The sequence below is a fragment of the Streptomyces durocortorensis genome, from assembly GCF_016901035.1.
Classification (GTDB): Bacteria; Actinomycetota; Actinomycetes; order Streptomycetales; family Streptomycetaceae; genus Streptomyces; species Streptomyces durocortorensis.
On sequence record NZ_JAFEUF010000020.1, the window covers coordinates 1 to 24,588 of the forward strand.

A 24,588-nucleotide genomic window follows, 5' to 3' on the forward strand; every position below is an offset into this window, starting at 1 on the left:
GTCGGGACGTGTTTCGGCGGTGGGGCAGGGACCAGATCTCGGGCCGCGGGGCGGGCAGTATTGGCCGGGGCGTGGGCCGTGGGGCGGATAGGGGCGTGGCGACGGTGTGGGTGGCTGTCACCGCGGCCGGCTTGTGCACCGTGTTCGCCGTGGTGCTCGCGCTGGGACAGGCTGTTGCTGCCCGTCACCGGGCGGGCGGGGCCGCGGATCTGGCAGCTCTCGCGGCTGCGGACCGGGCGCTGGAGGGAGCGGTGGCCGCGTGCGATGCCGCCCGGAGGGTAGCCCTGGCACAGGACGCCGTGGTGGTTCGCTGTGCGGTGCACGGGGAGATCGCCGATGTGACCGCCCGTTCGGGATTCGGACCCTACCTACCCACCGTCAGAGCCCGGGCCGGGCCGCCGACCGACCCCGTGGCAGGGCTCGCGACCGATCCCTGGGCCGGGGCGAAGACCGATCCCCGTGCCGCGCCTGCGACCGATCCCCTGGGCGGGCCTGCGACTGATCCCTTGGTCGGGTCGTCGGCCGACCTCGAGGCGGCCTCGGCCGACCCCGTGGCAGAGGGCGCCGCTGGGGCCGATTCGTCGACTGGGCCTCCAGCTGGCCTCAGGACAGGGCCTCGAACGGACCTCCCGCCACCGTGACCGGTAGGTGGCGCCCGGGTCCGGTGGGCCCCCGGGGAGTGATCGCCGGGGCAGTCGTTCTGGCGGCCCCGGTGTTCTGCGGGGCACGTGTGCCTGGCCGCGACTCCGGTGGCATCATCGGCGGACGTGAAGACGCTACGGGCCTCGATCGCGGTTGCCGTCCTGCTGGCCGCGCTGGCGGGATGCTCGACATCGCCGCTCCCTGCGGACGACGCCGGCGGGCCCGCGCCGCTGAAGTCGTACGCGGTCGCCGACCGGGTGGATATGCCGGAGTTGGCGGGTCAACGTGTCGACGGAGACGGCAGGTTCAGCCTGAAGGGGCTGCGGGGCAGGGTCGTCGTGGTCAACGCGTGGGCATCGTGGTGCGGCCCGTGCCGTGCGGAGGCCCCCGGGCTCTCCCGGGTGCACGAGGAGCTGCAGGGCAAGGGCCTGCGCGTGGTGGGAGTCAACGCGGACGTGTCGGTCGGCGACGCACGGGCCTTCGAGAGGGACATGGAGCTCGTGTATCCGAGCCTGCACGACCCACAGGGACGGCAGATCCTCCAGCTTCCGAAAGGGCTGGTGAACACCGTCGGATATCCGTTCACGATCATCGTCGACCCGGAGGGACGGATCGCCGCGACCTGGATCGGAGCGATCGGCGAAGCGGAGCTGAAGCGGTTGGCCACGCCGCTGTTGCCGTCTTGACGGAACCTCCCGGCAGTGTGGGATCAATCCGTCGGCGTGGTTGATTCGTCCGGTTCCGGGGGCGCGGCTCTGAGGAGTTCGGTGAGGAGGCGTACGGCTCCGCGTTTGTGCAGGGGCTCGTTGCCGTTGCCGCACTTGGGGGACTGGATGCAGGAAGGACAGCCCGCCTCGCACTCGCAGGACGCGATGGCTTCCCGGGTCGCCGTCAGCCACGTACGGGCGGTGTGGAAGGCCCGCTCGGCGAATCCGGCGCCGCCCGGGTGGCCGTCGTACACGAAGACCGTCGGCAGGAGGGTGTCCGGGTGCAGCGGTACGGAGACGCCGCCGATGTCCCAGCGGTCGCAGGTGGCGAAGAGGGGGAGGAGGCCGATCGAGGCGTGTTCGGCGGCGTGGAGGGCGCCGCCCAGGATCTCCGGGTTGATGCGGGCCGCGTCGAGTTGGTCCTCGGTGACGGTCCACCAGACGGCGCGGGTGCGCAGGGTGCGGGGCGGCAGGTCGAGTTTCGTCTCGCCCAGGACTTCCCCGGTGATCAGCTTCCGGCGGAGGAAGGAGACGACCTGGTTGGTGACCTCGACGGAGCCGTAGCAGAGCCGCCCCTGGCCCCAGGGGATCTCGGTGTCGGTCTCCAGGACGGTGATGGCCGTGGTGTCGCGGGCGACCGTCGAATACGGGGGTTCGGCCTGCTCGACCAGGGCCACGGAGTCCTCCAGGTCCAGTTTGCGGACCAGGTGGGTGCGGCCCTGGTGGAGGTGGACGGCTCCCTCGTGGACGGCGGTGTGGGCGGCGGCCGCGTCGACGGTGCCCAGCAGGCGGCCGGTGCCCTCTTCGACGATCTGGATCGGGCGGCCGCCCCCGCCCCGGATGTCGGCGAGGTCGGCGGCCCGTTCGCGGCGGGTCCAGTGCCAGCCCGACGCCCGTCTGCGCAGCAGTTTCGCCGCCTCCAGCTGCGGCAGCAGCTCTGGCACGGCGGGGCCGAAGAGCGTGATGTCGGGTTCGGTGAGGGGCAGCTCGGCGGCCGCGGCGCAGAGATGGGGGGCCAGGACGTAGGGGTTGTCCGGGTCCAGCACCGTCGACTCGACGGGCTGCCGGAACAGCGCCTCCGGATGGTGTACCAGATACGTGTCCAGCGGGTCGTCGCGGGCCACGAGGACGGCCCGGGCGCCCTGGCCCGAGCGGCCGGCGCGGCCCGCCTGCTGCCAGAGGGAGGCCCGCGTGCCCGGGTAGCCGCAGATGACCACCGAGTCGAGGCCGGAGACGTCGATGCCGAGTTCCAGGGCGGTGGTGGCCGCCAGGCCGAGCAGTTCGCCGGAGTGCAGCGCCCGCTCCAGGGCCCGGCGCTCCTCGGGGAGGTAACCCCCGCGGTAGGCGGCGACCCGCCTCGGCAGTGAGCGGTCGACCTCCGCGAGGCGCTCCTTGGCGATCACGGAGATCAGTTCCGCGCCGCGCCGGGAGCGTACGAAGGCGACCGAGCGGACGCCCTGGAGGGTCAGGTCGGTGAGGAGGTCGGCGGTCTCGGCCGTCGCGGTACGGCGTACGGGGGCGCCCTTCTCGCCGTGCAGGTCGGTCAGCGGGGGCTCCCAGAGGGCGAAGACCAGTTCGCCGCGTGGGGAGGCGTCGTCGGACACCTCGACGACCGGCAGGCCCGTCAGACGCCCGGCTGCGACCGCGGGATCCGCCGCCGTGGCCGACGCCAGCAGGAAGACCGGATCGGCCCCGTAACGGGCGCACAGGCGACGCAGGCGGCGCAGTACCTGGGCGACATGGGAGCCGAAGACGCCCCGGTAGGTGTGGCACTCGTCGATCACGACGAACCGCAGGGCGCGCAGGAACGAGGACCAGCGGGGGTGGGAGGGGAGTATGCCGCGGTGCAGCATGTCGGGGTTGGTCAGGACGTAGTTGGCGTACTGCCGTACCCATTCGCGTTCCTCGACCGGGGTGTCGCCGTCGTAGACCGCGGGTCGGACGGCGTTGCCGAGCGGGGCCGCGAGTGCTTTCACCGAGCGCCGCTGGTCGGCTGCCAGGGCCTTCGTGGGCGCGAGGTACAGGGCGGTGGCCCCGCGGCCGTTCGGGGCCTCCGAGCCGTCCAGGAGGGTGCTGAGGACCGGCGCCAGGTACGCGAGGGACTTCCCGGAGGCGGTGCCGGTGGCGATCACGACCGATTCGCCGTCCAGAGCGTGCTCGGCCGCGGCCGCCTGATGCGCCCACGGATGGTCGATCCCGGCTTTTTCGATCGCCGAGATCACTTCTGGCCGCACGCGATCCGGCCAGATGGCATGGGTTCCCGATCTCGGGGGCAGGTGCTCCGTATGAGTGATGCGCGCGGCCCGGCCCGCCCCTGTGGCGAGCCGGTCGAGGATCATGGCGGGAGAGGGGCGCGAGCCCCTGCTCTCGGGTGGTCGTCCGGGACGGTGATTCTTGGCCATCGACACCGAGTGTGTCACTGGCGTGACGGACAATGGTCCCAAGGCGTCGTGCATGGCTGCTGGTAAGTGATTGAATGCCATCGCGGCTGGCGATCCGTCCCCTGGCCTCCGTCGGGGAGAGCGAGGGGCGACCGCTCCATAGCAAGGTGCTGGAGGATCCGTGGACCTGTCCCTGTCGACTCGCAATGTGTCCGGCCCTGGTGGCGACCGTACGGTCGTCGAGGTCGGTGGCGAGATTGATGTGTATACCGCGCCCAAGCTGCGCGAGCAGTTGGTCGAGTTGGTGAATGACGGCAGCTACCACCTGGTTGTCGACATGGAAGGCGTCGACTTCCTCGACTCCACCGGCCTCGGCGTGCTCGTGGGCGGCTTGAAGCGTGTCCGGGCCCATGAGGGCTCGCTGCGCCTGGTCTGCAACCAGGAGCGCATTCTCAAGATCTTCCGGATCACGGGTCTGACCAAGGTGTTCCCGATTCACACCACGGTCGACGAGGCTGTCGCCGCCACCGACTGAGGTCGGAGCGGACCGGCCCCCGGGTCGGTCGGCAGGCAGTGAACAGGCCGACAGCGGCAGCGCATGGGCCGCGACGGGCAGGCGGTCGACCTTCGGGTCGGCTGTCGGCTTTGTCGGCTTCCGGAGGAGGAGAGCAGGGGTGCCGGGCGACACGCCCGGGGCCCCTGAGGCGTACGCCCGAACGTTCGAGGGGGATGGCATGGCCACCGTTGAACTCCGCTTCAGCGCCCAGCCTGAACATGTCAGGACGGCCCGCCTGGTGGCGGCCGCCGTGGCGCGCCGGGCCGGCGTGGACGAGGCGGTGCTCGACGAGGTCAGGCTCGCCGTCGGCGAGGCGTGCAGCCGCGCGGTCGGGCTGCACCGCAGTCACGGCATCACCGCGCCGGTCAGCGTCGCGTTGACCGAGGAGGAGAAGGCGTTCTCCATCGAGGTCGGGGACAGCGTCCCCGATCCCGGCGCCGATCCGGCCGAGTCCGGTGCGCCTGACGCCTCCGGTGGGTCCGGGGCGGGCTCGGCGCGGCCCGGATCCGAGGCCGACGGCGAGGGTGAGGACGAGATGGGCCTCGCGGTCATCAGTGGTCTCGTCGACGACGTGGAGGTTCGCTCCGGTGCAGGCGGCGGCGTGATCCGCATGAGCTGGCCGACGGCCGACGCCGCGGTACGGCCCTGAGGCCTGCACCCGCGCTTGTGTTCCCGGGGTTCCCGGGGTTCCCGGGGTGCTGAGGGCCGCGGCCCGCGCCGCGTTCCCGGGGTTGTGCTGAGGCCTACGCCCGCGTTCCGGTGTGCCGAGAGCTCCGCACCCACGTTCCTCTGGTGCTGAGCCCCGTGCCCGCGTTCCCGAGTCGCTGAGGCTCGTGGGTCACGAGGTGCGTGGGTCATGTGATGTTTCGTTTTTCCAGGCCCTGCTGAGCAGGGCCTTTTTCTTGAGGGTCCTCGCATAATGCGCCTGACCCATTACTGCATTCGAGGAGAATCGCTCCGCTGATCTTTCGGCGTTGGGGGGAGAGCGATCATTTCTCTTCCCACCCACTGTTTTGATCAGGTTCCGCTCCCTACAATCCGTCCACGACTTGAGCGCTGAGCGTCAAGGAGGACGTATGGCGGAGTTCTTCACCACCCCAATGGCAGCACTGACGCAAGAATCCGCACTTTCCGACCGACCCGTCTCCCTCGCGGCGGCGGTACTCACCGACGGCAACCGGCTGATCGTCATCGTCGTGGCGGTCGTCGCCGTCGCCGCGCTGATCGTCGCCCAGCTGCTCGTACGCCAGGTCCTGGCGGCCGGCGAGGGCACCGAACGGATGAAGGAGATCGCCGCGGCGGTCCAGGAGGGTGCGAACGCCTATCTGGCCCGGCAACTGCGCACCGTCGGTGTCTTCTCCGTCGTCGTGTTCTTCCTGCTGTTCCTGTTGCCGGCCGACAACTGGTCGCAGCGCGCGGGGCGCTCCCTCTTCTTCCTCGTGGGTGCGCTTTTCTCGGCTGCGACCGGATACATCGGCATGCGGCTCGCCGTACGGAGCAATGTGCGGGTGGCCGCGGCCGCGCGGGAGGCGACTCCGGCGGAAGGCGAACCGGAAAAGGATCTCACCGCCGTCTCGCACAAAGCGATGAAGATCGCTTTTCGTACCGGCGGTGTGGTCGGAATGATCACGGTGGGGCTCGGTCTGCTCGGGGCCTCCTGCGTGGTGCTCGTCTACGCCGCCGACGCGCCCAAGGTGCTGGAGGGATTCGGCCTCGGTGCGGCGCTCATCGCCATGTTCATGAGGGTCGGCGGCGGGATCTTCACCAAGGCCGCCGATGTGGGGGCCGACCTGGTGGGCAAGGTGGAGCAAGGGATCCCGGAGGATGATCCGCGTAACGCCGCCACCATCGCCGACAACGTGGGTGACAACGTCGGTGACTGCGCGGGCATGGCCGCCGACCTCTTCGAGTCGTACGCCGTCACGCTCGTGGCAGCCCTCATTCTCGGGACCGCCGCGTTCGGCGACTCCGGACTCGCCTTCCCTCTGATGGTTCCGGCGATCGGCGTCGTCACCGCGATGATCGGGATCTTCGCGGTCGCGCCGCGCCGCACCGACCGCAGCGGGATGACCGCGATCAACCGCGGCTTCTTCATCTCCGCGGTGATCTCGCTCGCCCTGGTGGCCGTCGCCGCCTTCACCTATCTGCCGTCCTCGTACGCCGAGCTGGACGGGGTCGCCGACGAGGCGATCGCCGGGCACGGCGGCGATCCGCGGATCTTCGCCCTGGTCGCGGTGGCCATCGGTATCGTCCTGGCCGCGCTCATCCAGCAGCTCACCGGCTACTTCACCGAGACCAACCGCCGCCCCGTCCGGGACATCGGGAAGTCCTCGCTCACCGGCCCGGCCACCGTAGTGCTCGCGGGCATCTCCATCGGCCTGGAGTCGGCCGTCTACACCGCGCTGCTGATCGGCCTCGGGGTCTACGGGGCGTTCCTGCTGGGCGGTACGTCGATCATGCTGGCGCTCTTCGCGGTCGCGCTCGCCGGCACGGGGCTCCTTACCACGGTGGGCGTCATCGTGGCCATGGACACCTTCGGCCCGGTGTCCGACAACGCCCAGGGCATCGCCGAGATGTCCGGGGACGTCACGGGCGCCGGCGCCCAGGTGCTCACCGACCTGGACGCGGTCGGCAACACGACCAAGGCCATCACCAAGGGCATCGCCATCGCCACCGCCGTCCTGGCGGCGGCCGCGCTCTTCGGCTCCTACCGCGACGCCATCGCCACGGCGGTCGACGACGTCGGGGCAGGGGTGGGCGACCTCGGACTGAGCCTGGACATCTCGCAGCCCAACAACCTCGTCGGCCTGATCCTGGGCGCGGCGGTCGTCTTCCTGTTCTCGGGGCTGGCCATCAACGCGGTGTCCCGGTCCGCCGGATCCGTGGTCTACGAGGTCAGGCGACAGTTCCGTGAGCGTCCCGGGATCATGGACTACTCGGAGAAGCCGGAGTACGGGCGCGTCGTCGACATCTGCACCCGCGACGCCCTGCGCGAGCTGGCCACGCCCGGGCTCCTCGCGGTGCTGGCGCCGATCGCGGTCGGCTTCACCCTCGGCGTCGGCGCGCTCGGTTCGTACCTCGCCGGCGCGATCGGCACCGGAACGCTGATGGCGGTGTTCCTCGCCAACTCCGGCGGGGCCTGGGACAACGCCAAGAAGCTCGTCGAGGACGGGCACCACGGCGGCAAGGGCAGCGAGGCCCACGCCGCGACCGTCATCGGCGACACGGTCGGCGACCCGTTCAAGGACACGGCGGGCCCGGCGATCAACCCGCTCCTCAAGGTGATGAACCTGGTCGCCCTGCTCATCGCTCCGGCGATCGTGCAGTTCAGCTACGGCGCGGACGCGAACCCCTGGGTGCGGGCGCTGGTGGCCGTCGTGGCCATCGGGATCATCGTCGTCGCGGTGTACGTCTCCAAGCGGCGGGGCATCGCCGTGGGCGACGACGACGCCTCGGGGGACGGCGGCCCCTCGGTCCCCGCGCCGGATCCGGCAGCGGCCCCGTGACCCGTACGCGAGGGAGGGGCAGCGGCTGCCCCGTTCCTGGGTGACGCGTAATCAAGGAGTGGGCGGACGGTGCGTGCTGACGTGCCGTCCGTCCGCGTCCTCCCCTCGGCGCCTTCTCGTTCCTCGCCGCGCCTGCCCGTCCCGGCCCGTCCCACTCTGGCTCCTCCTCGGCCCTCCCGCTTCCTCCGTCGTCTCTTACTCCCTCCGGCGGAGACCGTCGCCTGCCTCCATCGGCCGCCTCTTCCGCCCCGCGGATTCCGTCCTTCGGATGAGTGACCGCTCGCACGTACGACTCTCGACGTGAGTGGCATCTCCCTCATTTCCCTTGGTGCAAATGGCTTCAAAAGGGTGCACAACGGATGACTGGCACCCGGCTGTCGCCCCCTCGGCGTGTAGGTTCCGGGCCGAGAGCCTTGGAAGGGACCAATCCGGTGAACAAGAAGCTTGCAGCCGCACTGTCCGGCGGTGCGGTACTCGTACTGACGCTGTCGGGTTGCAGCGACGACAGCGACGACAAGGTCAACGACTGGGCCAAGAAGGTCTGCGACCAGGTCCAGCCGCAACTCCAGAAGATCAACAACGCCAACGCCTCCATCCTTGAGAAGACCGGGGACGACAACAAGCCCGCCGACGTCCAGAAGGCCGACTCGGTCGCCTTCGGGCAGATGTCCCAGGCGTACAAGGCGCTCGGCACGGCCGTGGACTCGGCCGGTCCGCCGCCCGTCGACGACGGCGAGGCCACGCAGAAGGCGGCGGTGAAGGAGCTCAACGCCTCCTCCAAGGCCTACGCCGACCTCAAGACCAAGGTCGACGCACTCGACACCAAGGAGCAGAGCAAGTTCGCCGACGGCCTGAACGCCATCGCCGACGAGCTCAACAAGATCAGCACCGGCGGTGACCAGGCGCTGAGGAAGCTTCAGTCCGGCAAGGTCGGGGTCGCGATGTCGAAGCAGGAGGGCTGCCAGAAGCAGACCGCCTCCACCGGCCCCTCCGGCTCCGGGGCCGACGCCGACGCCGACGCGTCTCCGGAGGGCACGGCCCCCGACAAGAAGGAGTCCACGGACAAGGAGTCCACGGACAAGGACTCCAGCGACAAGGGTTCCTCGGGCGAGGAACCGGCGGAGAAGGACTCCTCGGAGAAGAAGGCCTGAGCGGCTCCTCTCCCGGCCCGGACGCCCGGTGGGTGTCCGGGCCGCTGCCGTTGTCGGTGGGACCGGCCACAATGGGTGGGTGAGTAAGAGCAGCCTTCCCGCACCCGACCACGCCGCCACCCTCCGTGAGGCCCTGCTCGCCGCGGACTTCACCGCGGACGGGCTCCTCGACCGCCTCGGCGCGCCCGCCTACGCCGCCCTCGCCCGCAGCGAGACCGTCCCCGCCCTGCGGGCCACCCGGGGCGACTCCCCGCTCGACACGCTGGTGCGGCTGTTCCTTCTGCAGCGCCCCGTCGCCGAGGAGCGGGCCCGTGAGGCCCTGCCGCTGGACGAGTGCGTCGCGGACGGCTGGGTGACCTGCGAGAGCGATGCGGGCGGGGAGGTCCGCGCGTGCGTCGACGTACGGCCGTACGGGGGGCCGGACGGCGAGGACTGGTTCATCGTGTCCGACCTCGGCTGCGCGGTTGGCGGTGCGGGCGGGATCGGCACGCGCGAGGAGGGCGTCGTCCTCGGCGTCGGCGGGGCCTCCACCACCCTCGCCGGGATCACCGTGCGTACGCCGGTCGCCTCGGCGCTCGACCTCGGTACGGGCTCCGGCATCCAGGCGCTGCACGCCGCCCAGCACGCGACCCGGGTCACCGCCACCGACCTCAACCCCCGCGCCCTGGAGTTCACCCGGCTCACCCTCGCCCTGTCCGGTGCCACCCCCGCCGATCTGCGCGAGGGATCCCTCTTCGAGCCGGTGGGCTCCGACACGTTCGACCTGATCGTCTCCAACCCGCCCTTCGTCATCTCGCCCGGCGCCCGCCTCACCTACCGCGACGGCGGCATGGGCGGTGACGACCTGTGCCGCACGCTCGTGCAGCAGGCGGGCGACCATCTGAACGAGGGGGGATACGCGCAGTTCCTCGCCAACTGGCAGCACGTGGAGGGCGAGGAGTGGCAGGACCGGCTGCGCTCCTGGGTGCCGTACGGCTGCGACGCCTGGATCGTCCAGCGCGAGGTCCAGGACGTCACGCAGTACGCCGAGCTGTGGCTGCGGGACAGCGGCGACCACCGCAGCGACCCGGGCGAGTACGACGAGCGGTACGAGGCGTGGCTCGACGAGTTCGAGGCCCGGGGCACCACGTCCGTCGGATTCGGCTGGATCACCCTGCGAAAGTCCGCCGCAGCGGCGGCCGGCAACCCCTCGATCGTCGTCGAGGAGTGGCCGCACGCGGTGCAGCAGCCGCTGGGCGGGGCGGTGGAGGAGCACTTCGCCCGCCAGGACTATCTCCGCGACCAGGACGACGCGGCGCTGCTCGCCGGGCACTTCACCCTTGCCGCCGAGGTCGTGCAGGAGCAGGTCGGCCTGCCGGGCGCGGAGGACCCCGAGCATGTGGTGCTGCGTCAGCATCGGGGCATGATGCGGGCGACCAAGGTCGACGCGGTGGCCGCCGGGTTCGCCGGCGTGTGCGACGGCTCGCTGCCCGCCGGGCGGATCCTGGACGCCATCGCGCAGTTGATGGCGGAGGACCCGGTGCTCCTGCGCGACCGGACCCCGCAGGCCATCCGGCTGCTGGTCGAGGAGGGCTTCTTGGAGCCGGCACCCGGTGTCGGGGCGCGGGGGGAGTAGGCCCGCCGCCCGGGTTCGGGGCTGCGTGCGTCGGATGTCGGACGGCGCCCGGGGCTGGGCGCGTCGGGTGTCATACGGCGCGCGGGGCTGGGCGCGCCGGGTGGAGTGGGGCGGGGTGAGCCAGGCCGGCCGGCGCGGATCCCGGCGCGTCGCCAGGGGCGTGCGCGGCGCGCGGCCATGTGCGGTCAGGTGCCCGCGTGGCGTGCGGCTGTGGTGCGGCCAGGTGCGGCCAGGCCCCCGGACGCTGCGGCCGAGACGCCGGCGCGGCGCGGTCAGGTGCCCGCGTGGCGTGCGGCTGTGGTGCGGCCAGGGCCCCGGACGCTGCGGCCGGGACGCCGGCGCGGCGCGGCGCGGTCAGGTCCCCGCGCGGCGTGCGGCTGTGTGCGGCCATCTGCGGCCAGGCCCCCGCAGCGCGCAGTCATGTGCGGCCAAGGCGGGCGCGGGCTGCCGGGGCGGCCCGGGGGCTTCCGGTACCGGTGGGCGTTGATCGGCGGCCGAGGCGCGGTGTCCTTATTAACCAGCGTGTTCGTGTCCGCCGGCTCCTGCGGCGCGCCCGGGCCGCACATTCCGGTCACGGGGTGCTGCGGCCCCGCCCCCGTCCCGGCTCCGGCGCGCCGCATGCGGCCGATGGTGTTCCGCCGGTCGGCGGGGGAGTGCTGTTCACCCGCGGTTCGTGTGGGCGATGCCCCGGGGTGACAACCTCCCCGTGCCGGACCGCCGAGGTCCGGCTCCGACGGGCCGGCCAGCCCGTCCCGGGCGGCTCCCCGACGCGTCGTGCGACGGGTCATACGACGGTCTAGGGGTACGACATGGAGAGCGTCTCAGCAGTCTTCGCCGGTACGGCCCTGGCGCTGTTCGGCGCCGCCCTCCTGATCTGGACAGGGGCGCGAGCCCTGCATCGCGCGCCGGTGGCGCACGGTGTGAGCCCCGTCGCCTCCACCGCCCTCACGACGCTCTTCGGCGTAGTTTTCCTCGGTCTCGGCGTGTGGGTCTTCACGCTCGTCTGACCCCCGTCCCAGGCCGGGCGACGCCCGGCCCGACAGGCTCTCCGGCGCACACCGCGACCCTCTCCGAAAAGCCGCAGGCCCAAGCCCCGCGTGGCCCGGACCCGGCGGTCCGGGCGGCAGGAATGGCGGAAGTCGGGTTACCGTTCGAGTGGCCGTTGCGGGCTTTTGCCGTTTGACACGGGGGCGGGTTGTACCGTCACACTCCGCAGCGACAGCACCGCGGGCAGCGCCATCACGCTGCCCCGGATGCCCACCGAGTGTCGACCGGAGAGAAGAGCGAAGTTGTCCCCGACCAGCGAGACCGCACAGGGCGGCCGCCGACTCGTCATCGTCGAGTCGCCTGCCAAGGCGAAGACGATCAAGGGCTATCTCGGCCCCGGATACGTCGTCGAAGCGAGCGTCGGGCACATCCGCGACCTCCCGAACGGCGCGGCCGAGGTCCCGGACGAGTACACCGGCGAGGTACGCCGCCTCGGCGTGGACGTCGAACACGACTTCCAGCCCATCTATGTCGTCAACGCCGACAAGAAGGCCCAGGTCAGGAAGCTCAAGCAGCTGCTGGCCGAGTCCGACGAACTCTTCCTCGCCACCGATGAGGACCGCGAGGGCGAAGCCATCGCGTGGCACCTCCAGGAAGTCCTGCGGCCCAAGGTCCCGGTCCACCGGATGGTCTTCCACGAGATCACCAAGGACGCGATCCGGGCCGCCGTCGCCAACCCGCGCGAGCTGAACCAGCGCATGGTCGACGCCCAGGAGACCCGACGCATCCTCGACCGCCTCTACGGCTACGAGGTCTCGCCGGTCCTGTGGAAGAAGGTCATGCCGAAGCTGTCGGCGGGCCGCGTCCAGTCCGTCGCCACCCGCCTCGTCGTCGAGCGGGAGCGCGAGCGCATCGCCTTCCGCTCCGCCGAGTACTGGGACCTGACCGGAAAGTTCGCCACCGGCCGCACCGGTGACGCCTCCGACCCCTCGACGCTGACCGCCCGCCTCAGCGCGGTCGACGGCCGCCGCATCGCCCAGGGCCGCGACTTCGGCCCCGACGGGCAGCTGAAGGCCGGCTCCGCCCAGACCCTGCACCTGGACGAGACGAACGCCCGCGCCCTCGCCGCCGCGCTCGCCGACTCCTCCTTCGCGGTCCGGTCCGTCGAGTCCAAGCCGTACCGCCGCTCCCCGTACGCCCCCTTCCGGACCACGACCCTCCAGCAGGAGGCGAGCCGCAAGCTGGGCTTCGGGGCCAAGGCGACCATGCAGGTGGCGCAGAAGCTGTACGAGAACGGCTTCATCACCTATATGCGTACCGACTCCACCACCCTCTCGGACACCGCGGTCTCCGCGGCCCGGGCCCAGGTCACGCAGCTGTACGGGGCGAGCTACCTCCCCGACAAGCCGCGTACGTACGCCGGGAAGGTCAAGAACGCGCAGGAGGCGCACGAGGCGATCCGCCCTTCCGGCGACCGCTTCCGCACCCCCGCCGAGACCGGGCTCACCGGCGACCAGTTCCGGCTGTACGAGCTGATCTGGAAGCGGACCGTCGCCTCCCAGATGAAGGACGCGACCGGTAACTCGGTCACCGTCAAGATCGGCGGCCGGGCGAGCGACGGCCGCGACGCCGAGTTCTCCGCGTCCGGCAAGACGATCACCTTCCACGGCTTCATGAAGGCGTACGTCGAGGGCGCCGACGACCCGAACGCCGAGCTGGACGACCGCGAGCGCCGGCTGCCGCAGGTCGCCGAGGGCGACGCGCTGTCCGCCGACGAGATCACGGTCGACGGGCACGCCACCAAGCCCCCGGCCCGTTACACCGAGGCCTCGCTGGTCAAGGAGCTGGAAGAGCGCGAGATCGGGCGCCCCTCCACGTACGCCTCGATCATCGGGACCATCCTGGATCGCGGTTACGTCTTCAAGAAGGGCACGGCGCTCGTCCCGTCGTTCCTGTCCTTCGCCGTGGTCAACCTGCTGGAGAAGCACTTCGGCCGGCTCGTCGACTACGACTTCACCGCCCGCATGGAGGACGACCTCGACCGCATCTCGCGCGGCGAGGCCCAGTCCGTGCCGTGGCTCAAGCGCTTCTACTTCGGCGCCGAGTCCGGCGACGACCCCGCCGGAGCCGGTGCGGCCTCCGACGCGGGCAACGGCGACGGCGACCACCTCGGCGGTCTGAAGGCCCTGGTCACCGACCTCGGCGCGATCGACGCCCGGGAGATCTCGTCCTTCCCCGTCGGCAACGACATCAAGCTCCGCGTCGGCCGCTACGGCCCGTACATCGAGCGGGGCGAGAAGGGCGCCGAGGGCCACCAGCGTGCCGACGTGCCCGAGGACCTTGCGCCCGACGAGCTGACCGTCGAGCTGGCCGAGGAGCTGCTGGCCAAGCCCAGCGGCGACTTCGAGCTGGGCGCCGACCCGGTGACCGGCAACCAGATCATCGCCAAGGACGGCCGCTACGGCCCGTATGTCACCGAGGTGCTGCCCGAGGGGACGCCGAAGACCGGCAAGAACGCGGTGAAGCCGCGGACCGCCTCCCTCTTCAAGACCATGTCCCTGGACACGGTCACCCTCGCCGACGCCCTCAAGCTGATGTCTCTGCCGCGCGTCGTCGGCGAGGACGCCGAGGGTGTCGAGATCACCGCGCAGAACGGCCGCTACGGCCCGTATCTGAAGAAGGGCACCGACTCCCGGTCGCTGACCTCGGAGGACCAGCTCTTCGACATCACCCTCGAAGAGGCCCTCGCGATCTACGCCCAGCCCAAGCAGCGCGGCCGGGCCGCGGCCAAGCCGCCGCTGAAGGAGCTGGGCACCGACCCGGTCAGCGGTGCGCCGGTCGTGGTGAAGGACGGCCGCTTCGGCGCGTACGTCACCGACGGCGAGACCAACGCGACGCTGCGGACCGGTGACAGCGTCGAGGAGATCACGCCCGAGCGCGGCTACGAGCTGCTCGCCGAGAAGCGCGCCAAGGGGCCCGCCAAGAAGAAGACGGCCAAGAAGGCTCCCGCGAAGAAGGCGACCGCCAAAAAGACGGCCGCCAAGAAGACGACGGCCACCAAGACCGCGGCCGCCAAGAAGACCGCGGCGAAGAAGACGACGACGGCCAAGAAGGCGACGGCCACGAAGACCGCCGCCAAGAAGACGACGGCGACCACGGCGAAGAAGACGGCTTCGGCCTCCTCCGCCGCCCCGTCCTCGTCTCCGTCGGACGACTGACCGGCCCTCGCACCGCGCAGTTCGCTCGCCGCCCGGCGCCCTCGATCCCTGTGATCCAGGCGCGGGGCGGCGGCGTTTCAAGGCGGGTGGGAGGCCTGGCCGGAAACTGTCTACGGCCATATGTTCGGACGGGCCGACAGTCACCGCACCGCTGCCGATAGGCTGGGCGGATGACGCGAGCCGAGCAGCCAACGGTCGTGAGCCCCACCTCCGACACACTTGCCGCAGACTCACGCGAGCGCGCCGTACGGGCCCTGTTGCGCATTCCCCCGCTGAAGCGGTTGTGGAGTGCCCAGCTCGTCGGCGGTATCGGCGATGCACTCGCCCTTCTCGTGCTGGTGCTGCTGTCGCTGCAAGCGGCGGTCCTTGAGGGCTCATTCGGCACCGGATACCGCGGGGCGGCCTTCGCCGTCGCCGCCGTCTTCGGTGCCCGGATCCTTTCCACCCTGTTCTTCGGAGCCGTACTCCTGGGACCGCTGACGTCCCTCACGGGGCCCGGCGGAAAGCTGGACCGGCGATGGCTGATGATCGGGGTGGACGGGCTGCGCCTGGCGCTGCTGGTCGTCGCCCCGCTGTGGATCGACTGGACGCCCGACAAGGCGCTCATGATGGTCCTCATCACCGTCTTCGTGACCGGCGCCGGTGAGCGCCTGTGGGCCGTGGCCAAGGACAGCGCCGCCCCGGCGCTGCTGCCGGGCCCGCCCCCCGAAGGCGCGGCCGTACGCCCCCTGCCCGACCATCTCGACGCCCTGCGCCGCCTTTCGCTGCGCACGAACTTCCTCGCGGTGCCCGCCGCCGCGGTGGTCCTGCTGGCCGCCACGCTGGTCGGCAACCTCCTCGGCTCCGGCCTGGAGTGGTTCTCCTTCCACCAGGCGGCCCTGGGGTCCTACGTCGCGGCGGGTCTCTTCTCCGCCTCCATCTCCACCCTGTACTTCCTCCAGTTCCCCGCCGACCGGACGCCCCGGCCGCGCTCCCCGCTGGAGGGCCTGCGCCGTCCCACCACCGGCACCGGCCCGGACAAGGGCCGCACCGGCGCGGTCCCCCTGCTGGTCGCGGTCTGCGCGGCCGTCGCCGGAGCCGTGGCCGCGGCCGCGGCCATCTCCGTCCTGCACGCCTACGACCTGGGCGGAGGGCCCGCCACGTTCGCGCTGCTGGTCCTCGGACTGACCGGCGGCACCGCGCTGGGCATCCGCACCGCACGCCACGTACTGCCGACCCTGTCGCGCCGCCGACTGCTGGCGCTGGCCGTCATGGTCACCGGCCTCGCGCTCCTCGCGCTCGGCCTGGTGCCGGACACGGCGACCGGGATCGCCATCTCCCTGCTCGCCGGTTACGCCGCCGGGGTCGCCGCCAACACCGGGCACATCCTGATCGACCAGGAGACCGAGGCGTTCCGGCAGGCCCGGACCACCGAGCACCTCCAGGCCGTCGTCCGGGTGCTCGTAGCGCTCGGCGCGGTCGCGGGACCGCTGCTGGCCGCCGCGATCGGGCGGCACCGCCTGGTCGCCGGCGACTTCGTCTTCGCCCACGGCGGGGCCGCCTTCACCCTGATGCTGCTCGGCGCGCTGCTGCTGCCCGTCGCCGCCTTCGTCCTCGCCAAGACGGACGACCGGGCGGGCGTGCCGCTGCGCCGGGACCTGCGCGAGGCGCTGCGCGGCGACGAACCGGCCGTCGCGCCCGCGTCCACCGGCTTCTTCCTCGCCCTGGAGGGCGGCGACGGAGCGGGCAAGTCCACCCAGGTCGAGGCGCTCGCCGACTGGATCCGGTCCAAGGGCCACGACGTCGTCGTCACCCGCGAGCCCGGGGCCACCCCCATCGGCAAGCGGCTGCGCTCGATCCTGCTCGACGTGTCCTCCGCCGGTCTCTCCAACCGGGCCGAAGCCCTGCTGTACGCAGCCGACCGCGCCGAGCACGTCGACTCCGTCGTCCGCCCGGCGCTGGAGCGCGGCGCGATCGTCATCTCCGACCGCTACATCGACTCGTCCGTCGCCTACCAGGGCGCGGGCCGGGACCTGGCCCCGACCGAGATCGCCCGGATCTCGCGGTGGGCGACGAGTGGCCTCGTACCGCATCTGACGGTGCTGCTGGACGTCGATCCGGCGACCGCGCGGGAGCGGTTCACGGAGGCTCCGGACCGGCTGGAGTCGGAGCCGGCGGAGTTCCACGAGCGGGTACGGTCCGGGTTCCTGACCCTGGCCGCCGCCGACCCGACCCGCTACCTGGTGGTGGACGCCGGCCAGGAGCCGGAGTCGATCACCACGGTCGTACGCCACCGGCTCGACCAGCTCCTTCCGCTCTCCGAGGCCGAGATCGAGGCCATCGAGGAGGCCCGGCGCAAGGCCGAGGAGGAGGCGCGGCGCAAGGCCGAGGAAGAGGCCGCCCGCAAGGCCGAGGAGGAGCGCCTGGAGAAGGAGCGCCAGGAGCAGCTCGCCCGGCTGCGCGCCGAGGAGGAGGAGCGCAAGCAGCGCGAGCTGGAGGAGGCCCGCCGCCGCGAGGCCGAGCGCCAGGCGGAGGAGGCCCGGCAGCGTGCCGAGGAGGCCCGCCGCCGCGCCGAGGAGGACCGGCTCCGGCTGGAGGCCGAGGAGCGGGTGCGCGAGGCCGAGCAGGAGCGGCTGCGCCTGAAGGCCGAGGAGGAGGCGCGGCAGCGCCAGGAGGCCGAGGCGCAGCGGCTGGAGAAGCAGCGCAAGGCCGAAGAGGCCCTGATGCGCGCGGAGGAGGCCCGCCGCCGGGCCGAGGCCGAGGCGGCAGCCCGTACGGAGGCGGCGCGGGCCGAGGCCGAGCGGGCTGAGGCTGCACGTGCGGAGGCTGCGCGGGCGTCCCGTGCGGAGACGGCCTCGCGGTCGGAGGGCCCGTCCGTTCCGGAGAACGAGCTGACGGTGCCCACGCCGATCGTGAACCCGAACGAGATCACGCAGCCGGTTCCGGCGGCGCGACCGGAGGACGAGGGTCGTTCGGGTTCGTCGGGTTCCGCGGGTTCCGGTCGCTCCGGTTCCGGTTCGGCTCCCGGGGACGACGAGACGACGATGCTGCCGCGCTTCACGGACCAGGGGGCGGCGGGATCGGCGGGGCCGGCAGGCCGGTCGGGTCCTCGGCAGGCCCGGGACGCGGACGAGACGGCCGTGCTGCCGCCGGTGCGGGACGACCAGCCCTCCGACCGGATGCCCCAGGGCTTCTTCCGGGACGAGAGCCCGGCGCCCTCGCCCGCGGAGAGCGAGAACGAGCGCACCCGGGAACTGCCGCAGGTCGAGGACCCGAACGCCCCGGCCCCGGACCGGCAGCAGGTCCGCCGCAAGCGCCCCCGCCCGGACTGGGCGGAGGAGACCCCGCTGGACGATCTGCCGACCCTGGCGGACGAGCTCCTCGGCGGCCAGGACGACGAGGACCGCCGGGGCCGGGGACGTCGCCCGCGCGGCTGACGTACCCGCCCACCGCCTACGGCGAAGTCCCGGCCCGTCCGTCCCTCCGGGGGCGGGCGGGCCGGACTGTCAGTGGCGTCCCCCACAATGGAGAGCGACCAACGGAGAGCGCCCACTGGAGAGCGACCAGTGGAGAGCGACGACGCACCGCGGTTCGCGGGCCGTGCACGACACCACCGGAAGGGCGGTGACCGATGACCGTATGGGACGACCTGGTCGGACAGGACCGAGTACAGGAACAGCTCGCCGCTGCCGCCCGGGACGCCGATGCGCTGGTCACCGCCGTGTCCGACGGCAAGCCGCTGGACCAGGGCTCGAAGATGACGCATGCCTGGCTGTTCACCGGACCGCCCGGTTCCGGCCGGTCCACGGCGGCGCGGGCCTTCGCCGCCGCGCTGCAGTGCACGAGTCCGGACCGGGCGCTGGGCGGAGCGCCCGGCTGCGGCTTCTGCGACGGCTGCCACACGAGCCTGATCGGTACGCACGCCGACGTCGAGGTCATCCGCACGGACCTGCTCTCCATCGGCGTGAAGGAGACCCGGGACCTGGTCAGGCGCGCCCAGCTCTCGCCGGCGGTCGGGCGGTGGCAGGTCATCGTCATGGAGGACGCCGACCGCCTCACCGAGGGCGCGGGGAACGTCCTGCTGAAGGCCGTCGAGGAGCCCGCGCCGCGCACGGTGTGGATGCTGTGCGCCCCCTCGCTGGAAGACGTCCTGCCCACGATCCGTTCCCGCTGCCGGCACCTCACCCTGAGCACCCCGCCGGTGGAGGCCGTGGCCGACGTCCTGATCCGGCGCGACGGCGTCGACCCCGAGCGGGCGCACTCCGCGGCGCGCGCCACCCAGGGGCACATCGGCCGGGCCCGTCGCCTCGCCACGGACGAGCGGGCGCGGGCGCGGCGGGCGGCGGTGCTGAAGGTCCCGCTGCGGGTCGCCGACGTCGGCGGCTGCCTCAAGGCGGCCCAGGAGCTGATCGACACGGCCACCGACGACGCCAAGCAGATGGCGGAGGAGCTCGACGTCAAGGAGACCGAGGACCTCAAGGCGGCGCTCGGCGGGGTGGCCGGGGGCCGGATGCCGCGCGGTACGGCGGGGGCGATGAAGGAGCTGGAGGACAAGCAGAAGCGCCGCAAGACGCGTACGCAGCGTGACAGCCTGGACCTGGCCCTGACCGAGCTGACCGGGTTCTATCGCGATGTGCTGGCGCTCCAGCTGGGTTCGAAGCTGGCCATCGCCAATGTCGACGTGCAGGACTCCCTCGACCGGATCGCCGAGTCCTCGACGCCCGCGCAGACCCTGCGCAGGATCGAGTCGGTGATCGCCTGCCGGGAGGCGATGGACCGGAACGTGGCGCCGCTGCTCGCGGTGGAGGCGATGACGATGGCGCTGCGGGCGGGCTGAGGTCTCCCGCGGCTTTCGGGCCAGATGCCTGTTCACCCGAATGAGCAGGGAATCGGACGACTCGTCACCCTGCGGATACGCTCCCTGAATGGATACCAGGCGCCTGCTCCGCACCTTCGCCATCGGGATCGGCACTGCCGGCCTGCTCATCTCCGGCTGCAGCAGCAGCGGCTCGTCGCCGAACGCTTCGGCCACCGGCACCGCGGCCCCCGAGGGGCTGTCGTCGTACTACACGCAGAAGCTGAGCTGGCGCGACTGCGGAGTGGAGGGGTTCGAGTGCACGACGATGAAGGCGCCGAAGGACTACGACAAGCCGGACGGCGGGGACATCGACCTCGCCGTCTCCCGTAAGAAGGCCACCGGTCCCGGCAAGCGGATCGGTTCCCTCCTGGTGAACCCGGGCGGCCCCGGCGGCTCCGCGATCGGCTATCTCCAGGGGTACGCGGCACTCGGCTATCCGGCCCCGGTGCGGGCCCGCTACGACATGGTGGCCATCGACCCGCGCGGCGTGGCCCGCAGCGAGCCCGTCGAGTGCCTCACCGGCGCGGAGATGGACGCCTACACGCAGGTCGACCAGACCCCGGAGGACGACGCGGAGGTCCGGAAGCTCACCGCCGCCTTCGAGAAGTTCGCGGCGGGCTGCGAGAAGCGGTCCGGCGAGATCCTCCCGTACGTCTCCACCGTCGACACGGCCCGAGACATGGACGTCCTGCGCGCCCTGCTCGGCGACGAGAAGCTGCATTACGTCGGAGCGTCGTACGGCACCTTCCTGGGCGCGACCTACGCGGACCTCTTCCCGAAGCGGGCCGGCCGCCTCGTCCTGGACGGCGCGATGGACCCGTCTCTGAAGGCCGTCGACATGAACCGCGACCAGACGGCGGGCTTCGAGGGGGCCTTCCAGTCCTTCGCCGCCGACTGCGTGAAGCAGCCGGACTGCCCGCTCGGCACCACGAACACCGCCGACGCGGCGACCGCCCTCAAGCAGCTCTTCACGGACCTGGACGCCAAGCCGATCCCGACCGGCGACGACCGCGAGCTGACGGAGTCCCTGGCGACCACCGGGGTGATCGCCGCGATGTACGACGAGGCGGCCTGGCCGCAGCTCCGCGAGGCGCTGGAGGGCGCGCAGCGCAGCGACGGCTCCGGCCTCCTCTCGCTGGCCGACAGCTACTACGAGCGCGAGCCGAGCGGGAAGTACGCGAACCTGATGTTCGCCAACGCCGCCGTGAACTGCCTCGACCTGCCGCCCGCCTTCGACGGCCCCGACGCGGTCGAGAAGGCGGTCCCGGACTTCGAGAAGGCCTCCCCGGTCTTCGGACGCGGCTTCGCCTGGGCCTCCCTGAACTGCACGTACTGGCCGACGAAGGCCACCGGCACCCCGCACCGCACCGAGGCGAAGGGAGCGGCCCCGATCGTCGTCGTCGGCACCACCCGCGACCCGGCCACCCCGTACAAGTGGTCCGAGGCCCTCGCGGAGCAGCTCTCCTCCGGCACCCTGCTCACGTACGAGGGCGACGGCCACACCGCGTACGGCCGGGGCAGCGACTGCATCGACACGGCGATCAACACGTACCTCCTGGAGGGCACCCCGCCCACCGACGCCAAGAAGTGCACCTGACTACCTCTGAACCACTCTGACCAGGACAAACGCCTCCGGGGGTGCCGTGTGCGGAGCACCCCCGGAAACTGTGTAGACTTGGCTCCGCTGCTGATCGCACCATAGTGCGACAGGGCGCGCCGCCTTAGCTCAGTTGGCCAGAGCAACGCACTCGTAATGCGTAGGTCTCGGGTTCGAATCCCGAAGGCGGCTCAGAAGAACCCCAGGTCACATAGCCCGTGACCTGGGGTTTTCTCTTTTGGTGAGCGTGACATCACGGTATATCCGTCACTTATGACCTGTTCGCCTCAATGCGTAGGTCGCATGTTCGTTTCGCTGTCGTCTTTGAGTTGCGGCAAGGCTCTGACTTGCAGTTTTGGTATAGCTGAGCCCTTCGGTGACCTAGTGGTCACTTGCTCCGGTGGACAGCCGGTGGACAAGCGTGCTTGACGCTGCGTCAGGGAAGCGTGCGCCCCGTCGGAAAGGGAAGGTTTCCGATGCCTGCGGAGGGGCGGTTCGGCCGGAGGGCTCTCCGTGCTGGTCCGACATATGGAAGAAGCCTCTCAGCAGCAGCTGCCAGTCGCTGTTCCACCAGCCTGCTGGTCGCCGTCGGCCGTCATGCCCCTCACTGTGTGCGGGGAGTGCGGCCACGCTTGTGCGCTGGGCCAAGTGCTTTGAGGGGGGAAGCTCCCTGTGGTGTGCCGCAGGGTTGCGGCACGTCACTTACGACCCAGCTGAGCGAGCCCGAGCGAGCGGCTGTCGTCCGCCGCGGACGCGCCGTTGCCTGCTCTCAGACGTTCGACCAAGCTTTGAGGAAGGCTTTCCGCCCTACAGGATCGTCCGACCTGCGGTCGGCGGAGAGGTTATCGGCCAAGCCCTCGTCGAGTCCGACCACCTCCCCGACCTCAAGACACAAGTCATCGGCGAACTATGGATCCGTGATCTCGAACTCACCGCCTGGCATGTCCTGCACGCCGCTGCGAGGCGTTGGGGCGGGGTCATCTCGTCGACGGCAGAAAGAATCTGTCGGGCCAGGGGAAGATCTCCACAGATCCGACCAGAAGCGTTCTCCTGCCTCGGTGGGGGCGGGGAGCGCGGCCAGAAGTCCGAGGAGATGGCCGATTGCCGCGTAGCCACCGGAGTGGGCTGCTGCGACGACTGCGATGCCTGCGAGGCGCTCCACGTCGGGCTGGCTGGTTCCCGAAGAGGGGCCCAGCTGATGTTCCAGCTGATCGGTCAGATGGGTGGACAGATGGGGGCGAACTTCAGGGAGCATGGGCGATCCTTGCGGGTGGGCGAGCGGAGATGCCGGTCCGGAAGCCTGATCGTTCCCCGCGGCCGGTCGGTCTACTCGGCTCCGGCAGGTCGAACCGACGTCGGGGGCGCGGGGGTTCGTCTGGCGCGTCGGTTCCGCATCGGCGGCGAGTTCTTTCTCCCGGACCTCTTGAGGGCTTTCGCGTTGGCTTTTCTAGCATGAGCGCATGATTGCCAGTGACGCTCATGAGTCCGGTGAAGGTCGGGAAGCCGTGTCCCGCGATGCAACTGGATCTGGAGGTGTCCACGTCGGCGCGGGGCGTGGAGAGCGCGGCAAAGCCGCTCGGCCCCGCGAAGCCCAGGGTGACGACAGAGCGAAGGGTGGTCATCCGGTCGCCGCTCTGGTGGAGCAGGCTGTCGACCTGGTGGAGCCGGTCAAGCCGAGGCTGCGTGGCTGGCTGCATGCGGGGATGGTCCCCGCCTCGTTGATCGCGGGCATCGCGCTCATCTGGCTGGCTCGCACGCCGCAGGCGTCCTGGGCCTGCACCGTCTACGCGGTAACCGCCTGGTTGCTGTTCGGGACAAGCGCCATCTACCACCGCGGTACCTGGGGGCCACTGGGGGAGGCTCTCCTGCGACGCCTCGACCACGCCAACATTTTCCTGATCATCGCCGGTACCTGCACCCCCCTGGCCGTGCTGCTTCTGCCGCCCAACGACAGGTCTGTGCTGCTGTGGACCGTCTGGGCGGGCGCGTTGGTCGGCATCGCGTTCCGGGTCCTGTGGGTCGGAGCGCCGCGCTGGCTGTACACCCCGTGCTACCTGGCTCTGGGGTGGGCGCCGGTTTGGTACCTGGCCGACTTCCTGCACACCGGAGGAGCGGCCGTACTCATCCTGATCGTGGTCGGCGGTCTTCTCTACAGCGCGGGCGCAATGGTCTACGCACTCCAGCGCCCCGACCCCTCACCTCGGTGGTTCGGGTTCCATGAGGTGTTCCACGCGCTCACCGTGGCAGCGTTCACCGTGCACTACATCGCCATCCTCTTGGCCGCTTGCTGACCAGTCACCGCTCATGAGGGGCGATCCGCCGTTGTCGTGGACGGCCACCGTGATGTTGCCCGGGCCGGCGGATGGGTGAGCTGGCCCAAAGGGCAGGTGCCGTCGCCGAGCGGGCAGGTGAGACGTCGACGCTCATCGTGTTCACCAGGCCACCCTGGTCTCCGTCGGCCGTGCTGGAGCCCTGTCCGAACGGGGCCTGTGTCCTGTCCGGCCGCGCTCCGACCGGATGTGCCCAACTGCGGGTAGCGGCCCTGGTCGGGTGCGAGGGTCTAGGCGGGGGTGACCCATCTGCGCTCCGCAGGTGGCTCAGGCAGAGAGCCTTTCTCGCTAGCGCATGAAAATCTGTTCTGGCCGAGGTAGACATTGGGGTGCGGGGTGGTTATGGTTTCTCTCGTAAGCGAGAAGGACAGCAGGGCCTGGTAGAGATGAACTACCGGGCAGCAGTACTCAGCAGTTGCAGTGTGCAGGTCGGTGCGGTGGTGGAGTTCCGAAGCCAGGGTTCTTGCAGGATGGCGACGGGGCTGACGACCGGACCGGGTGGCCCGCAGTTTTCAGGGGCTGCCGTGAGCACAACCGCAGGAAGCAAGTGCAGTCCGCAGTACCAGTGGTACCTCGGTAAATGGCGTCAGGCTGCGGCGCGCGTACCGGGAAGTTCGGCAGTGGGGTTCTAAGCCAGAGCAGATGCACGACGGGCGACGGGGCTGGCTGTCGGAGTGGCGCTGTGAGAGGCCACCAGGAGTACGGAAGTGGTTTGTCCAGAGGGAAAGAACGGAGGAGTTGAGCGCCATCAGGATCGCCCGGGCGGACGTGTTGGGCCCGGGTACCGCAGGACATCGTGAGTGAGGTGGTCTCCGGTCAAGCAACCGCGATCCCCGCAACCCCCGGATCTCTTCCCGGCAGGTATGCGGAAACACAGAGCCGGCGTAGCCGATCAAGGCCGGCTGATGGTGTAGCAGTTCCTTCGGGGCCCCGGGGGCGCGACAGGCGCCCCGCGCCGCCCCCCCCCGCGGGGGCGGCCCCGGTGGGGGCCGCGGACAGCGCGCGGGCGGCGATCGCGACGTGGGAGACGGGGCGGGTCCGGCGGACCCGGGGGGTGGCGG

Annotated in this window: 14 protein-coding genes and 1 tRNA gene; 14 read left to right on the top strand and 1 reads right to left on the bottom strand. The window is 71.1% G+C overall.

Annotated features, from left to right (window positions below; translation table 11 throughout):
• The first annotated feature begins 140 nt into the window (after window positions 1-140).
• Together JS521_RS37460 and JS521_RS06690 are read left to right on the top strand one after the other, a co-directional pair.
• Window positions 141-641, top strand: a complete 501-nt coding sequence (locus tag JS521_RS37460; RefSeq protein ID WP_372448559.1) for an Rv3654c family TadE-like protein — start codon at window positions 141-143, stop codon at window positions 639-641.
• Between the two features lie 126 nt (window positions 642-767).
• On the top strand, window positions 768-1,328 hold the full coding sequence (locus JS521_RS06690; RefSeq protein WP_205081805.1) for a TlpA family protein disulfide reductase: 561 nt from the start codon (window positions 768-770) through the stop codon (window positions 1,326-1,328).
• A 23-nt stretch (window positions 1,329-1,351) separates the two neighbouring features.
• Here the strand turns inward: JS521_RS06690 and sftH are convergent, their stop codons facing one another.
• Complete coding sequence (gene sftH / locus JS521_RS06695; RefSeq protein WP_205081806.1) at window positions 1,352-3,832, bottom strand: DEAD/DEAH box helicase; 2,481 nt, start codon at window positions 3,830-3,832, stop codon at window positions 1,352-1,354.
• A gap of 79 nt (window positions 3,833-3,911) precedes the next feature.
• On the opposite strand from sftH, the gene JS521_RS06700 reads away from it, so the two are divergent.
• The 12 genes from JS521_RS06700 to trhA all read left to right on the top strand — a co-directional run bounded on the left by JS521_RS06700 (window position 3,912) and on the right by trhA (window position 23,488).
• Window positions 3,912-4,265, top strand: a complete 354-nt coding sequence (locus JS521_RS06700; RefSeq protein ID WP_003967428.1) for an STAS domain-containing protein — start codon at window positions 3,912-3,914, stop codon at window positions 4,263-4,265.
• 199 nt (window positions 4,266-4,464) lie between these two features.
• Window positions 4,465-4,935, top strand: coding sequence for an ATP-binding protein (locus tag JS521_RS06705; protein ID WP_205081807.1), 471 nt, complete (start codon window positions 4,465-4,467; stop codon window positions 4,933-4,935).
• A gap of 427 nt (window positions 4,936-5,362) precedes the next feature.
• Complete coding sequence (locus JS521_RS06710; protein ID WP_205081808.1) at window positions 5,363-7,792, top strand: sodium-translocating pyrophosphatase; 2,430 nt, start codon at window positions 5,363-5,365, stop codon at window positions 7,790-7,792.
• Between the two features lie 431 nt (window positions 7,793-8,223).
• On the top strand, window positions 8,224-8,943 hold the full coding sequence (locus JS521_RS06715) for a dynein light chain family protein (RefSeq protein WP_205081809.1): 720 nt from the start codon (window positions 8,224-8,226) through the stop codon (window positions 8,941-8,943).
• Between the two features lie 79 nt (window positions 8,944-9,022).
• Window positions 9,023-10,558, top strand: coding sequence for a DUF7059 domain-containing protein (locus JS521_RS06720; protein ID WP_205081810.1), 1,536 nt, complete (start codon window positions 9,023-9,025; stop codon window positions 10,556-10,558).
• Between the two features lie 809 nt (window positions 10,559-11,367).
• Window positions 11,368-11,565 carry a hypothetical protein gene (locus tag JS521_RS06725; protein WP_205081811.1) on the top strand — a complete coding sequence of 66 codons (198 nt, stop codon included), beginning with the start codon at window positions 11,368-11,370 and terminating at the stop codon, window positions 11,563-11,565.
• A gap of 282 nt (window positions 11,566-11,847) precedes the next feature.
• A complete protein-coding gene (gene topA, locus JS521_RS06730; protein WP_205081812.1) occupies window positions 11,848-14,763 on the top strand; it encodes a type I DNA topoisomerase in 2,916 nt (971 codons plus the stop codon).
• Between the two features lie 170 nt (window positions 14,764-14,933).
• Window positions 14,934-18,179, top strand: a complete 3,246-nt coding sequence (gene tmk, locus JS521_RS06735) for a dTMP kinase (protein WP_205081813.1) — start codon at window positions 14,934-14,936, stop codon at window positions 18,177-18,179.
• 194 nt (window positions 18,180-18,373) lie between these two features.
• Window positions 18,374-19,579: a DNA polymerase III subunit delta' gene (locus JS521_RS06740; protein WP_205081814.1), complete on the top strand. Its 1,206-nt coding sequence runs from the start codon at window positions 18,374-18,376 to the stop codon at window positions 19,577-19,579.
• 88 nt (window positions 19,580-19,667) lie between these two features.
• The gene (locus JS521_RS06745) at window positions 19,668-21,197 is read left to right on the top strand and encodes an alpha/beta hydrolase (RefSeq protein ID WP_205081815.1); all 1,530 of its coding nucleotides are present in this window, start codon (window positions 19,668-19,670) and stop codon (window positions 21,195-21,197) included.
• 118 nt (window positions 21,198-21,315) lie between these two features.
• Window positions 21,316-21,389 (top strand) — tRNA-Thr (locus JS521_RS06750).
• A gap of 1,445 nt (window positions 21,390-22,834) precedes the next feature.
• Window positions 22,835-23,488 (top strand): PAQR family membrane homeostasis protein TrhA, encoded by a 654-nt coding sequence (trhA, locus tag JS521_RS06755; RefSeq protein ID WP_205081816.1) that lies wholly within the window; start codon window positions 22,835-22,837, stop codon window positions 23,486-23,488.
• The last annotated feature ends 1,100 nt before the right edge of the window (window positions 23,489-24,588 follow it).

Excerpts from the sequence above, each read along its gene's own strand:
- JS521_RS06725 (WP_205081811.1), top strand. The coding sequence starts at position 11,368 with ATGGAGAGCGTCTCAGCAGTCTTCGCCGGTACGGCCCTGGCGCTGTTC.
- JS521_RS06740 (WP_205081814.1), top strand. The coding sequence starts at position 18,374 with ATGACCGTATGGGACGACCTGGTCGGACAGGACCGAGTACAGGAACAG.
- JS521_RS06745 (WP_205081815.1), top strand. The coding sequence starts at position 19,668 with ATGGATACCAGGCGCCTGCTCCGCACCTTCGCCATCGGGATCGGCACT.
- tmk (WP_205081813.1), top strand. The coding sequence starts at position 14,934 with ATGACGCGAGCCGAGCAGCCAACGGTCGTGAGCCCCACCTCCGACACA.
- JS521_RS06710 (WP_205081808.1), top strand. The coding sequence starts at position 5,363 with ATGGCGGAGTTCTTCACCACCCCAATGGCAGCACTGACGCAAGAATCC.
- JS521_RS06705 (WP_205081807.1), top strand. The coding sequence starts at position 4,465 with ATGGCCACCGTTGAACTCCGCTTCAGCGCCCAGCCTGAACATGTCAGG.
- sftH (WP_205081806.1), bottom strand. The coding sequence starts at position 3,832 with ATGGCATTCAATCACTTACCAGCAGCCATGCACGACGCCTTGGGACCA.